General features: G+C 63.1%; 15 protein-coding genes. 8 read left to right on the top strand and 7 right to left on the bottom strand.

Annotation, left to right across the window (positions count from 1 at the left end):
• Positions 1–121: 121 nt before the first annotated feature.
• Positions 122–991, top strand: coding sequence for an NAD(P)-dependent oxidoreductase (locus I8N66_RS04105; protein WP_291150003.1), 870 nt, complete (start codon positions 122–124; stop codon positions 989–991).
• Positions 988–1698: a DNA alkylation repair protein gene (locus I8N66_RS04100; protein ID WP_291149999.1), complete on the top strand. Its 711-nt coding sequence runs from the start codon at positions 988–990 to the stop codon at positions 1696–1698. Before I8N66_RS04105 ends, I8N66_RS04100 begins: the two co-directional genes overlap by 4 nt.
• Before the next feature lie 9 nt (positions 1699–1707).
• On the opposite strand, the gene I8N66_RS04095 is transcribed toward I8N66_RS04100, so the two are convergent.
• The 3 genes from I8N66_RS04095 to I8N66_RS04085 all read right to left on the bottom strand — a co-directional run bounded on the left by I8N66_RS04095 (position 1708) and on the right by I8N66_RS04085 (position 3480).
• Positions 1708–2196 (bottom strand): Lrp/AsnC family transcriptional regulator, encoded by a 489-nt coding sequence (locus I8N66_RS04095; protein WP_113539425.1) that lies wholly within the window; start codon positions 2194–2196, stop codon positions 1708–1710.
• Positions 2197–2261: 65 nt separating this feature from the next.
• A complete protein-coding gene (locus tag I8N66_RS04090) occupies positions 2262–2900 on the bottom strand; it encodes a uracil-DNA glycosylase family protein (protein ID WP_291149995.1) in 639 nt (212 codons plus the stop codon).
• Entirely contained in the window at positions 2893–3480 is a 588-nt protein-coding gene (locus tag I8N66_RS04085) for a thermonuclease family protein (protein WP_291149992.1), read from the bottom strand. The genes I8N66_RS04090 and I8N66_RS04085 overlap by 8 nt, the downstream gene beginning before the upstream one ends.
• Before the next feature lie 313 nt (positions 3481–3793).
• Between I8N66_RS04085 and I8N66_RS04080 the strand changes: the two genes are divergently transcribed.
• Both I8N66_RS04080 and I8N66_RS04075 read left to right on the top strand, forming a co-directional pair.
• Positions 3794–5329, top strand: a complete 1536-nt coding sequence (locus I8N66_RS04080) for a HAMP domain-containing sensor histidine kinase (protein ID WP_223727553.1) — start codon at positions 3794–3796, stop codon at positions 5327–5329.
• Between the two features lie 3 nt (positions 5330–5332).
• The gene (locus tag I8N66_RS04075) at positions 5333–5878 is read left to right on the top strand and encodes a GNAT family N-acetyltransferase (protein ID WP_291149988.1); all 546 of its coding nucleotides are present in this window, start codon (positions 5333–5335) and stop codon (positions 5876–5878) included.
• Positions 5879–5882: 4 nt separating this feature from the next.
• Here I8N66_RS04075 and I8N66_RS04070 read toward each other — a convergent pair whose 3' ends face one another.
• Positions 5883–6296 carry a diacylglycerol kinase gene (locus I8N66_RS04070; protein WP_291149986.1) on the bottom strand — a complete coding sequence of 138 codons (414 nt, stop codon included), beginning with the start codon at positions 6294–6296 and terminating at the stop codon, positions 5883–5885.
• A gap of 227 nt (positions 6297–6523) precedes the next feature.
• A complete protein-coding gene (gene cobT / locus I8N66_RS04065) occupies positions 6524–7540 on the bottom strand; it encodes a nicotinate-nucleotide--dimethylbenzimidazole phosphoribosyltransferase (RefSeq protein ID WP_291149984.1) in 1017 nt (338 codons plus the stop codon).
• A 215-nt stretch (positions 7541–7755) separates the two neighbouring features.
• Here cobT and I8N66_RS04060 point away from each other — a divergent pair, with 215 nt between their 5' ends.
• The 4 genes from I8N66_RS04060 to I8N66_RS04045 all read left to right on the top strand — a co-directional run bounded on the left by I8N66_RS04060 (position 7756) and on the right by I8N66_RS04045 (position 10264).
• Positions 7756–8544: an adenosylcobinamide-GDP ribazoletransferase gene (locus I8N66_RS04060; protein ID WP_291149982.1), complete on the top strand. Its 789-nt coding sequence runs from the start codon at positions 7756–7758 to the stop codon at positions 8542–8544.
• A gap of 36 nt (positions 8545–8580) precedes the next feature.
• Positions 8581–8802, top strand: coding sequence for a DUF1289 domain-containing protein (locus tag I8N66_RS04055; RefSeq protein WP_113539417.1), 222 nt, complete (start codon positions 8581–8583; stop codon positions 8800–8802).
• Entirely contained in the window at positions 8799–9500 is a 702-nt protein-coding gene (locus I8N66_RS04050; RefSeq protein ID WP_291149981.1) for a TIGR02281 family clan AA aspartic protease, read from the top strand. Before I8N66_RS04055 ends, I8N66_RS04050 begins: the two co-directional genes overlap by 4 nt.
• Positions 9501–9574: 74 nt before the next feature.
• Positions 9575–10264, top strand: a complete 690-nt coding sequence (locus tag I8N66_RS04045; RefSeq protein ID WP_291149979.1) for a permease — start codon at positions 9575–9577, stop codon at positions 10262–10264.
• Between the two features lie 13 nt (positions 10265–10277).
• On the opposite strand, the gene I8N66_RS04040 is transcribed toward I8N66_RS04045, so the two are convergent.
• The gene (locus I8N66_RS04040; protein WP_223727559.1) at positions 10278–11039 is read right to left on the bottom strand and encodes an ABC transporter permease; all 762 of its coding nucleotides are present in this window, start codon (positions 11037–11039) and stop codon (positions 10278–10280) included.
• Positions 11036–11962 carry an ABC transporter ATP-binding protein gene (locus I8N66_RS04035; protein WP_291149977.1) on the bottom strand — a complete coding sequence of 309 codons (927 nt, stop codon included), beginning with the start codon at positions 11960–11962 and terminating at the stop codon, positions 11036–11038. Before I8N66_RS04035 ends, I8N66_RS04040 begins: the two co-directional genes overlap by 4 nt.
• Positions 11963–11996: the final 34 nt, after the last annotated feature.

Below are 11996 nucleotides of genomic sequence, written 5' to 3'. Positions count from 1 at the left end.
TCGCCCGCTTCAAGCCCTGACGGCATCATGAGGAGGGAGCATCGCGCGATGCTCCCTTCTCTCTTTTCCGCATCCACGCCATCGGCTACACCAAAGCGAAAGCAATGGGAGTATTCGGAAAATGGCAAAGGTTGCATTCATCGGTCTCGGCGTGATGGGGTATCCCATGGCCGGCCACCTCAAGGTCCGCGGCGGACACGAACTGACGGTCTATAATCGCACCTTCGCCAAGGCCGAGAAATGGGCTGCCGAATTCGGCGGTCGCGCGGCACGCACGCCGGCCGAAGCCGCCGACGGCGCCGACTTCGTCTTCTGCTGCGTCGGCAATGACGACGACCTGCGCTCGGTAACGACAGGCAAGGACGGCGCCTTCGAAACGCTTGGCACCAACGCTGTCTTCATCGACAACACCACCGCTTCCGCCGAGGTCGCCCGCGAACTCTACGAAGCGGCGAAGGCCCGCAACGCCCACTTCGTCGACGCGCCGGTCTCCGGCGGCCAGGCGGGTGCCGAAAACGGCGTTCTGACGGTCATGTGCGGCGGCGAAGAGCCAGCCTTCGATCGCGCCAAGCCGGTCATCGAGGCCTTTGCCCGCATGGTCGGCCTGATGGGGCCGGCCGGCGCCGGCCAGATCACCAAGATGATCAACCAGATCTGCATCGCAGGCCTCGTCCAGGGGCTCGCCGAGGGCATCCACTTCGGCAAGAAGGCAGGCCTCGACATCGAGAAGGTCGTCGACGTCATCTCCAAGGGTGCTGCCGGCTCCTGGCAGATGGAAAACCGCCACAAGACGATGAATGCCGGAAAGTACGACTTCGGCTTCGCCGTCGACTGGATGCGCAAGGATCTCGACATCGTGCTGGCCGAAGCCCGCCGCAACGGCGCCAAGCTGCCGGTGACGGCCCTCGTCGATCAGTTCTACGGCGACGTGCAGGAGATGGGCGGCAATCGCTGGGATACGTCGTCGCTGCTTGCCCGCCTCGAAAAATGAGCCTCGGCCCATCCTCGACCGCAGGCGAGGTCATCGCTCACCTGCGGTCGCTCGGCTCTGAAGACAATCTCGCCGGCATGGCGCGCTTCGGTATTGTCACTGAAGCCGCTCTCGGGCTCTCCAATGTCGAGCTGCACAAGGTCGCACGGCTGGTGAAGACTGATCACCACCGGGCGCTGGAACTCTGGCAGTCCGGTATCCGCGAAGCGCGCATCCTCGCTGCCTTTACTGCCGACCCGAAAGCGCTGACACTGGAAGAGGCGCGCCGCTGGGCGGAAGATTGCAATTCCTGGGAAGTCGTCGACACCGTTGCCGACCTCTTCGTCACCGCGCGCTTCGAGCGCGAACTGATCCCTGAGTTCGCAGCCGACGAACGAGAGTTCATCCGACGCATCGCGTTTGCGATGATCGCCACGGCCGCAGTCCACCTGAAGAAGGAACCGGATGCGATGCTCATGGACTGGTTGCCGTTGATCGAGCGGCACGCAACGGACGATCGGAACTTCGTCAAGAAGGCGGTCAACTGGGCGCTCAGGCAGATCGGCAAGCGCAATGCGGCCTGCCATGGTCCGGCGCTGGCGCTCGCTGAACGCCTGGCCGAAAGCTCGAGCCGCGCCGCCCGCTGGACGGGCAAGGACGCGGTCAGGGAGCTTGGGAGCGACAAGGTGCTGGCACGGCTAGGCCTTGATCCAAGCCGCGCCCGCTAGCGCAGTCGCTCAATCCTCCGAGGATTTCGCCTGGTCGATCATCATGTAATCGAGCGGCAGTTCGGTGGTGTACTTGATCTGCTCCATGGCAAATGCGGAGGAGACGTCTCGGATCTCGATCTTGGCGATCATGCGCTTGTAGAACGCATCGTAGGCGGCGATATCTGGCACGACCACGCGCAGCAGATAGTCGACGTCGCCGCTCATGCGGTAGAACTCGACCACCTCGGGAAATTCGGACACGACCTCGGAGAAGCGGCGAAGCCATTCCATCGAGTGCGAATTCGTGCGGATCGACACGAAAACCGTGACCTTCGTGTTGATCTTCACCGGGTCAAGAAGGGCGACGCGGCGACGGATGACGCCGTCCTCTTCCATCTTCTGGATACGCCGCCAGCACGGCGTGGTCGAAAGCCCCACCTTCTTGGCAAGGTCGGCAACGGCCAGCGTGGAATCCTCCTGCAGCAGGCGCAGGATTTTGCGGTCTAGGCGGTCCATGAAAGTCCCTCTCGAATTATTTTTCCCTCTATAGCGCGAAATTGGTGAAGATAAAGAAAATTGTTTCAGGCGGTGAGCGTCACCACCCGCTCCCGCAGGAACGGCAGCACATCCGCCTCGAACCAGGGATTGCGCTTCAGCCAGGCGGTATTGCGCCAGCTCGGATGCGGTAATGGAAGGATGGTGGGGTCGGCGTTGCGCAGCGCATAGCGCCGCCAATCCTTCACCGTTTCGGTCATCGATTTCGGGCGGGCAGGCCCGATGTGCCAACGCTGTGCATAATGACCGATCGCCAGCACCAGTTCGACCTGTGGCATCTGCTCCATGACCCGCTGCCGCCACAAGGGCGCGCATTCCCGACGCGGCGGCAGGTCGCCGCCATGTGCGTCGTAGCCCGGAAAGCAGAAGCCCATCGGCACGATTGCGAACTTCGCCGGGTCGTAGAAGGTTTCGCGGTCCACCCTCAGCCATTGCCGAAGCCGATCGCCGGACGCGTCGTTAAAGGGCAACCCGCTTTCGTGCACGCGAAGTCCCGGAGCCTGCCCGGCAATAAGGATACGCGCGGTCGTCGAGATCACCGCCACCGGCCGCGGCTCATGCGGCAAGCGGTCGTCGGCGCCGCGCAGCGGATTGTCGCGACAGATGCGACAGGCGGCGATCTCGGCCCGCAGCCGTTCCAGGTCTGGCAGATCATCTTCAGGCATCGGCGATACCTGCAAACAAGGCGGTCAGCTGCTCCAGCAGCCAGCGCCTGATCGTCTCGAGCCAACCATCGACCAGATGCGGCCCCTCATCCGGATGACCATTCGTGCGGCGCCATTCCTGCGGTGTTGTGAAAGTGCCGACCCAGATGCCGCGCTGGTCTTTCTCCGCCCGCGCCTCTTCCGCCTGATAGCGCCCATAGCTGACCGCATAACCCGACAGCACCATCTCACGACCGATATCCCGCCCGCCTGCCTCGCATGTGCCGAGGTCGCGACCGTATCGATCCCGCCCATGGAAGCGGCAGCGGACGTCGCCCGCAGAAATCAGGGCTCTCAAACGATCGCGTGCCTGGCGGCCACAATCCCAGGTCTCGCCGGCGCGCTCGCAGCTCTGGTCGAGTTCCGGCGCATCGATCCCCTCGATGCGGATGCGCTTTCCGTCAAGCCGAAGACTGTCGCCATCGCTTGCGATCGCGGCTCCGCGCGCCTCACCGGTCGTGGCCCGCTCCCCCACGGGGAGCTTGTCGGCATAGTAGGCGACAATCGAAAGCAGCAGGAGGATGATCCATCCGCTGAGCATGCCGCCACGCCCGGCAGATCGCGATCGGCCCGTAGACCCTACGCTTCGCCCGCCTGTGAAGCGGTATCTCGTTCGGCCCGATTTCACGCTTCCCTGCACCTCTACTGTTGCGCACGCTGAATCTGGGGGCGAGACAACGTCATAAACATCGACGATTCCAAAAGCTTAGAGACAATAGCTCATGCGATGAGCGTCACTTTCGGCAAAAAGACACCACCGCGCCATAATGGTTGTCGAATCCTTCACACACGGCAGCAACTTCTTAAGGATTGCTCACTAGACTGCAACGAAACCATAACCTTTGCATAAGAGCATGAGTATCGCCGCCAGCACCTCGACAGATAAGATTATTGTCGACAAGTCGCGAAACCATCGAAACAAGGCAGTTTCGAGGACGGTTCGCGCGACGCGCGAACGGCTGCAAACGGGCTCGTCCGTACCTTCGGGGTTCGAGCGCGAGATGCTCAACCTCTACATCGAATCTGCCCTCCACAGCGCCATCGCCATACCGCTGCTCGTGACGCTGATTGCGGCCGTCGGTGTCTATCTCTCCGGCAGCCTCGGCATCGTCCTCTGGGCCTTGATGACCCTCTCGGCGCATGCCGTGACGCTCGTGCTGGCGAGGAAGGCACGCAAGAAGGACATCGTTGCGGAGAAGGTCCCGGTCTGGCGCCGGCGTTTCCTCTTCGGCCAGGTCCTGATGGGCCTCTGCTGGGCGGCCTTCGTCGCTCAGGATTGCGCCGCATGCGGCGATGTCCGCTTCGGCTTCTTCGAAGGCACCGCTCTGCTCTTTGCGCTCGCGGCCACCGCCATGGGCACATTCCTGCTCCGCAATGCGCTTCTGTGCACCTTTACGCCGGTTATCGCCGCACTCGCATTCGCCGCGCTGACGACCGGCAATCCGATCTATATCGGTCTGACGGGCATCATCTCGCTGTCGATGCTGTTCCTGGTGTTCATGACCGACCGCATGAACCGCGCCAATGTCCACATACTCTCGGTTCAATCGGAAAAGGACGACCTGATCGCCGAGCTCGAAGTTGCAAAGTCGATGTCGGACGAAGCCCGGCGCAGGGCGGAGGAAGCGAACCTTGCCAAGTCGCGCTTCCTCGCCTCCATGTCGCATGAGCTGCGCACGCCGCTGAACGCCATCCTCGGCTTCTCCGAGGTGATGTCGACTGAGGTCCTGGGTCCGCTCAGCAACCCGACCTACAAGGAATACACCAACGACATCCATCGCTCCGGCGAGCATTTGCTGAACCTCATCAACGAGATCCTCGACCTGTCGCGTATCGAAGCCGGTCGCTACGATCTGAACGAGGATGCGGTCAGCCTTGTCGAAATCGCCGAGGATTGCGTCGGCATGGTGCAACTGCGGGCGCGCGCCAAGAACATCACCATCCACTCGCAGTTCGAAGTCGGCATGCCCTCGGTCTGGGTTGACGAGAAATCGATGCGTCAGGTCATCCTCAACCTGCTGTCCAATGCGGTGAAGTTCACCAGTGCCGGTGGCGAAGTCACCTTCAAGGTCGGCTGGACCGCCGGCGGCGGACAGTATCTCTCGATCAAGGACAACGGTCCGGGCATCCCCGAAGAGGAAATCCCGATCGTGCTGTCGGCATTCGGTCAGGGCTCCATCGCCATCAAGAGCGCCGAACAGGGCACCGGCCTCGGCCTGCCGATCGTCCAGGCCATTCTCGCCAAGCACAATGGCGAATTCATCCTGCGCTCAAAGCTCAGGGAAGGCACGGAGGCAATCGCCATCCTGCCGGCCCGCCGTGTGCTCGAAAGCCTGCCGGCGGTCGAGGACGTTGCCGCTCCCGTGCGCCGTCGCAAGAGCTTCGCCTGATCCATGTTCATTGAAACGCCACGCCTCAGGCTTCGGCCCTGGGAAGAGCGCGACATTGCGCCCTTTGCGGCCGCCAACGCCGACCCTGAGGTGCGCCGCTACTACTTTCCCGACATTTTGACGTTACAAGAGACGGCTGCGATGGTTGCCGACTGCGACGCGCACCTGCGCAGGCGCGGCTTCGGATTCGTGGCGGTCGAACGCAAGGTGGACGGAGCCCTGATCGGCGGTCTCGGCCTTTCCCATGCCGGAGACGAGATCCCCGGCGGCCCGCATGTCGAAATCGGATGGATCCTTGCCCGCCCCTACTGGCGGCAGGGATATGCGCTCGAAGCGGCGAGCGCCTGCCTGCGCCATGCCTGGTCAGCACTCGGGCTTACGGAAATCATCGGCTACACTTCGCGTATCAACGAACCGTCGCGTGCCCTCATGGAAAAGCTCGGCATGCGCGCGGACCCGGCGGAAGATTTCGACGACGTAACGGTGCCTGAGGGCAATCCCCTGCGTCCGCACGTGCTCTATCGGATAAAGTCGATCGATCGCCGCTGACGGTTCAGTTCAGGAAGCCGTCGACGATCACGACGTAGCCGGCATAGACGGCGTTGGCGACGATCAGGCAGAGGCAGGCGAAGGAACCGAGGTCCTTGGCGTTCTTGCCCATTTCCGAGATCTCCGGCGACACGCGGTCGACGATTTCCTCGATCGCCGTGTTGATCGCCTCGAAGGCCATCATCAGGAGGAACAGGATCGCCATCGCGACATATTGGAAGAAGGTCGCGCCAACGATGACAAAGGCAACCACGGCGATGCCGAAGGCGATCAGTTCATGGCGGAAGGCAGCCTCGCTGATCAGCCGTTTCGCGCCGCCCAGCGAATAGCTGGCGGCAGCGAAGAGATGGCGAATGCCGGTCTGCTTCTCGACGGGACCCGTCTGTCCAATACGGTGCGTGGTGTTCTTGGCGTCCATTTCTTCTCGACTGGCTTGAAACTGCGCTTGCTTCGACATCGTGAATGAGGCGAATGCAAGGCGTTTCGCGGTTGCAGGGGCCCAAGACGACAGTTAGGGCTGCATGTGCGCTTTGGATAGGCGAGAAGCACGCGACCATCAAGGCCCGTCACACGCTGGAATGGTGCGCGCGACAGGCATTCGACAGCAATTGGCCGGCTTTGCCGTGAAAGCCGGCCGTACCTTGATCATTCCTTGTTGCTGACACCCGCCTGCGCAAACGTCGCCATGCCGCTGTGGCAGGCAGCTGCCGCCTTGACGATGCCGGCGGCAAGGGCAGCCCCCGTCCCTTCGCCGAGCCGCATGCCGAGCGCCAGCAGCGGCGTCTTGCCGAGCTTCTCGATCGCGCGGATATGGCCCGGTTCGCCCGAGACATGGCCGATCAGGCAGTGATCGAGTGCGGACGGATTGGCCGCCTTCAGGATCGACGCTGCCGCAGTCGCAACGTAGCCGTCGATGATAACCGGAACCTTCTGAACACGTGCCGCAAGGATGGCACCCGCCATCGCCGCGATCTCGCGACCGCCGAGACGGCGCATCAGCTCGAGCGGGTCGGAAAGGTGATCGCGATGCAGTGCCACCGCCTTCTCGACCGCCGCAATCTTGCGCTTCAACACTTCGCCTTCGGAGCCGGTACCCGGACCCACCCATTCCTCGGCCGTGCCGCCATAGAGGCCGAGATTGATCGCGGCCGCGATCGTGGTGTTGCCGATGCCCATTTCACCGATGCAGAGAAGGTCCGTGCCACCGGCAACCGCCTCCATGCCGAAGGCCATCGTCGCGGCGCAATCCCGCTCGGAGAGTGCCGCTTCCTCGGTGATATCGCCGGTCGGGTATTCGAGTGCCAGGTCGAAGACCTTGAGGCCGAGGTCGTGACTGACGCAGATCTGGTTGATCGCAGCACCGCCGGCGGCGAAGTTCTCGACCATCTGGGCCGTGACGGAAGACGGGAACGGGGTGACGCCCTGGCGGGTGACGCCATGGTTGCCGGCAAAGATCGCCACCAGCGGCCGGTTGACCGCTGGCGCCTTTCCGGTCCAGGCAGCGAGCCAGAAGGCGATTTCTTCGAGACGCCCGAGCGCGCCCGGCGGCTTCGTCAGCTGCGCATCCCGCTCCCGCGCGGCGACCAGCGCAGCCGAATCCGGCCCCGGCAGGTTACGCAACAATTCGCGGAAATCATCAAACGGCAGGCCGCTGGCACTCATGCTGGGAATCCTTGCATCATCGTGAATCTCCGTTCCTCATAGAGGGCGTGGAATTTTCGGGCAACGGCATTTGCGCCAATCCGCGTCGCCGGAGCATGATCCGTGACGGGATGGACGATTCGACGCACCGCGGTTCTCGATGCTCATCCCGCTCTCCCTTGCGGGCGGCTGTGACATCTGCGATTGCCGCTGAGGGCCAGATCTTTGGAGGGGCCATGGGCTTTCTGGGCGATTTCTGTGACGACGTGGCGCGCTCGATCGGCTTCCTGAGCCGCATCCCCATGCCGGGGCGCCACTTCGTCGGATATGACGGTCGGCTGGACCGGGCCGTGCGCGCCTTCCCGCTCGCGGGCATCGTGATCGTCCTGCCGTCTGCGGCCGCTGCCAGCGCCATGATCGCACTCCATGTGAGTTCGCTCTTTGCCGCCTTCGTAGTCGTCGCCATCCAGGCGCTCCTGACCGGCGCGCTTCACGAGGACGGACTTGGCGATACGGCCGACGGTTTCGGCGGCGGACGCGACCGCGACGCGGCGCTCATCATCATGAAGGACAGCCGCGTCGGCAGCTACGGCGTCGTCGCGCTCATTCTCTCCTTCGGTCTGCGCGTCTCGGCGCTCGCCTCGATCCTGCCGCTGTTCACGCCCTCGGGCGCCGGCATGACGATCCTCGGCGCTGCAGCACTCAGCCGCGCCGCCATGGTCTGGCACTGGTCGAGCCTGCCGCCTGCCCGGCGCGACGGTGTTGCGGCCGCAGCCGGCGAGCCGGACCCGGCAGCCACGCGCTTCGCCCTTGGCTTCGGCCTGATTGCGGCCATGCTGCTCTTCTACTTCGCCCGGGTCCCGGCTCTCGGCCTGATCGCCGCGCTGCTCGCCGTCTTCGTCGCGGTCAAGGGGTTCGGTCGGATCGCCACCCGCAAGATCGGCGGCCACACCGGCGACACGATCGGCGCCACGCAGCAACTCACAGAAATCGCGGTGTTGGGTGCCCTTGCGCTGACCGTGTGAAACATCGATATATCAAGGGGAAAATAGAGCAAGGCCATGGAATCTCCCTGCATTCTCGTCTGTTCGATCGATGACAAGACCGGCTACTGTTTCGGCTGCGGCCGCACGCGCGATGAAATCGGCCGCTGGACGCTGTACACCGATGCCGAACGCCGGGCGATAATGACCACGCTAGCCGACCGGCTTGAGACGGTCGAACGCAAGCCCCGGCGCGAAACGCGCCGCAGCCGCATGGCGAGGGAACGCGGCCAAGCATGACCCGTCTCTTCATCCTGCTCTCGATCCTGGCCATCGGTCTCATCCTGCTGATCGTCAACCATGATGCCGGCCGCACCATGGGCCTTGCCAACGACGACTTCGGCAGGCTCGTGTCGCTGGGCGCCATCGCCACGCTGATCGGCGCCGGCGTTGTGCAGAACCGTCACCGTTTCGGCGAAGGGCTGCGCCAGGTTGCCATTTGGCTCCTCATCACGCTCGCCCTCGTCTCGGCCTATGTCTACCGCTTCGAGCTGCAGGGCTTCGGCAATCGCCTGCTTGCCGGCCTCGTTCCCGGCCGCGCGACCGTGATCACCGACAGCGAAGGCCAGCAGGAAGTGGTGCTGCACAAGATGCTGAACGGCCACTTCGAAACCGGTGCAATGGTCAACGGCAAGGATATCAGCATGCTGGTCGACACCGGCGCCAGCAGCATCGCGCTGACCTACGAGGATGCCGAACGGATCGGTCTCGACCCGGAAAACCTCAGCTACATCGTCACCGTCATGACGGCCAACGGCCGCGCGCAGGCCGCGCCCGTCATGCTCCAGGAAATCTCCGTCGGCCCCATCACCCGCCGCAACATCGGCGCGACAGTGGCCGCCAAGGGGCGGCTCGACCAGAGCCTGCTCGGCATGAGCTTCCTGTCGACGCTGGAGATGCTGCAGATGCGCACCGACGAGTTGCGCCTGCGCGACTGACCGGTCGATCGCGCTGGGCACACCTCCGCCCTTTCGGGCCAAGAGACGAAACCACGGACACGAGAGGGCACCTCATGGATTTCATGCGACTGTTGAAGTCGATCGAGGAACTCCTATACGAACTCGTCTGCTGGCTGCTCTTCTATCCGCTGACCATGTGGCGCACGCTTCGCCGCCCGCAGGCGATGATGCGCTACGCCGACGTCGAGCTTGGTGACGAGGTGCCCGATCAATATTCGGACGCGCTGAGCCCGCCGCTGTTTCTGCTGATCACGCTGCTCCTGGCGCACGCAATGGAACTCGGCCTCGTCAGGCAGGCTGCTCCCTGGTCGGCAACGTCGCTGCTCGCTTCCGATTCCAACCTGCTGATGTTTCGTGCCGTCGCCTTCAGCATCCTGCCCTTGCTGATGGCGGTGAAGCTGCTGCGCCACAAGGGCGCCAAGCTGACGCGCGACACGCTGCGCCCGCCCTTCTTCAGCCAATGCTACGCCACGGCCCCCTTTGCCTTCGCGATCAGCCTGGGCGGCCAATTGCTGTTGGCAGGGCACAATGCGTTTACGCCCGTCGGCGCCGTCTTCGTGGCCGCCTCGATCGTATGGTACATCGTAGCCGAGACGCGCTGGTTCATGGCCGACCTCGGGCTTTCCGCTGCGCGGGCGCTTCTCCACGTCGTCGTGACGATCCTTCAGGCCCTGCTTGCGATGGTTGTCGCCAGCGCCATCATTGCCTATGCGAGTGGAGCGGTTCGGGTGCCGGCACTCTGACGGCCGCTGGCCGTCAATTTCTCAAGCGATAACCGGTGCGGAAGATCCATGCGAGGATCGTCATGCAGGCCGTCAGGAAGGCGAGGATGATCACCGCGCTGAAGATCGGGTTGACGTCGGACACCTCGAAGAAACTCCAGCGGAAGCCGCTGATCAGGTAGAGCACCGGATTGAAGTGGCTGACCGCCTGCCAGAAGGGTGGCAGCATCTTGATCGAATAGAAGCTACCGCCAAGGAAGACGAGCGGCGGGATCACCAACATCGGGATCAGGTTCAGCTGCTCGAAATCCTTTGCCCAGATGCCGATGATGAAGCCGAACAGGCTGAAGGAAATGGCCGTCAGCACGAAGAAGAATATCATGACGAACGGATGCGCGATCGTCAGGTCGACGAACAGCGAGGCCGTCAAGAGGATGATCGTCCCGATCATCAGCCCCTTGGTCGCCGCCGCGCCGACGTAGCCGAGCACGATCTCGAGCATCGAGACCGGCGAGGACAGGACCTCGTAGATCGTACCGGTGAATTTGGGGAAGTAGATGCCGAAGGAGCCGTTGCCGATGCATTGGGTCAAAAGCGTCAGCATCATCAGTCCGGGGGTGATGAAGGCGCCGTAGGAAACGCCGTCGATCTCCTGGATCCGCCCGCCGATCGCAGCGCCAAAGACGATGAAATAGAGCGAGGTCGAGATGACCGGCGACACGACGCTCTGCAACAATGTCCGGCGGGTGCGGGCCATCTCGAAGAAATAGATCGACTTGATCGCTTCGATGTTCATCGCCCTGCCCCCACGATTTCGACGAAGATGTCCTCCAGCGAGCTTTGCCGCGTGGAGATGTCCTTGAGCCTGATACCGGCTTCAGCCAAGGCGGCCAGAAACGCGGTGATCCCGGTGCGTTCGGCGCTCGTGTCGTAATCGTAGATCAGACAATGGCCGTCCCCCTCGAGCGTCAGATTATAGTCGGACAGCGTTTCGGGAACCCCGTCCAGCGGATGGGCGAGATCGACGCGCAACTGCTTGCGCCCGAGCTTCGACATCAGCGCGACCTTGTCTTCGACCAGCAGAATCTTGCCGCCATTGATGACGCCGATGCGATCGGCGATTTCTTCCGCCTCTTCGATGTAGTGCGTCGTCAGGATGATCGTGACGCCGGAGGCACGCAACCGCTCGACCACCTCCCACATGCTCTTGCGCAGATTGACGTCGACACCGGCCGTCGGTTCGTCGAGGAAGAGTACCCGCGGCTCGTGCGACAACGCCTTGGCGATCAGCACGCGTCGCTTCATGCCGCCCGAAAGCTCGCGCAGCATGTTGTCCTTCTTGTCCCAGAGCGAAAGGTCCTTCAGCACCTTCTCGATATGGGCCGGATTAGGCTTCTTGCCGTGCAGCCCGCGGGAGAAGGAGACTGTGTTCCACACGGTTTCGAAGGCATCGGTCGTCAGTTCCTGCGGCACGAGCCCGATCATCGCGCGGGTCTCGCGAAAGTCGCGTACCACGTCATGGCCGCCAACAGTGACCGTTCCGCCGCTCGGATTGACGATGCCGCAGATGATGGAGATCAGGGTCGTCTTGCCGGCGCCGTTCGGGCCGAGCAGCGCCAGGATCTCGCCTTCCTCGATATCGAGGCTGACGCCCTTCAACGCCTGGAACCCGGAGGCATAGGTCTTCGACAGATTGGAAACGGAAACGATAGGCGCCATGAAGCTGATCCGGTGCGGGGGCGAAGTCGGCAGG

The sequence above is a fragment of the Ensifer sp. SSB1 genome (assembly GCF_016652895.1).
In the GTDB taxonomy this organism is placed as follows: Bacteria; Pseudomonadota; Alphaproteobacteria; order Rhizobiales; family Rhizobiaceae; genus Ensifer.
This window is presented reverse-complemented; position numbering and strand designations above follow the sequence as displayed.

Bases quoted from the DNA above. Each gene is read 5' to 3' on its own strand.
- I8N66_RS04100 (WP_291149999.1), top strand. From the start codon at position 988: ATGAGCCTCGGCCCATCCTCGACCGCAGGCGAGGTCATCGCTCACCTG.
- cobT (WP_291149984.1), bottom strand. From the start codon at position 7,540: ATGAGTGCCAGCGGCCTGCCGTTTGATGATTTCCGCGAATTGTTGCGT.
- I8N66_RS04040 (WP_223727559.1), bottom strand. From the start codon at position 11,039: ATGAACATCGAAGCGATCAAGTCGATCTATTTCTTCGAGATGGCCCGC.
- I8N66_RS04085 (WP_291149992.1), bottom strand. From the start codon at position 3,480: ATGCTCAGCGGATGGATCATCCTCCTGCTGCTTTCGATTGTCGCCTAC.
- I8N66_RS04105 (WP_291150003.1), top strand. From the start codon at position 122: ATGGCAAAGGTTGCATTCATCGGTCTCGGCGTGATGGGGTATCCCATG.
- I8N66_RS04090 (WP_291149995.1), bottom strand. From the start codon at position 2,900: ATGCCTGAAGATGATCTGCCAGACCTGGAACGGCTGCGGGCCGAGATC.
- I8N66_RS04050 (WP_291149981.1), top strand. From the start codon at position 8,799: ATGACCCGTCTCTTCATCCTGCTCTCGATCCTGGCCATCGGTCTCATC.
- I8N66_RS04045 (WP_291149979.1), top strand. From the start codon at position 9,575: ATGGATTTCATGCGACTGTTGAAGTCGATCGAGGAACTCCTATACGAA.
- I8N66_RS04080 (WP_223727553.1), top strand. From the start codon at position 3,794: ATGAGTATCGCCGCCAGCACCTCGACAGATAAGATTATTGTCGACAAG.
- I8N66_RS04035 (WP_291149977.1), bottom strand. From the start codon at position 11,962: ATGGCGCCTATCGTTTCCGTTTCCAATCTGTCGAAGACCTATGCCTCC.
- I8N66_RS04070 (WP_291149986.1), bottom strand. From the start codon at position 6,296: ATGGACGCCAAGAACACCACGCACCGTATTGGACAGACGGGTCCCGTC.
- I8N66_RS04060 (WP_291149982.1), top strand. From the start codon at position 7,756: ATGGGCTTTCTGGGCGATTTCTGTGACGACGTGGCGCGCTCGATCGGC.
- I8N66_RS04095 (WP_113539425.1), bottom strand. From the start codon at position 2,196: ATGGACCGCCTAGACCGCAAAATCCTGCGCCTGCTGCAGGAGGATTCC.
- I8N66_RS04075 (WP_291149988.1), top strand. From the start codon at position 5,333: ATGTTCATTGAAACGCCACGCCTCAGGCTTCGGCCCTGGGAAGAGCGC.
- I8N66_RS04055 (WP_113539417.1), top strand. From the start codon at position 8,581: ATGGAATCTCCCTGCATTCTCGTCTGTTCGATCGATGACAAGACCGGC.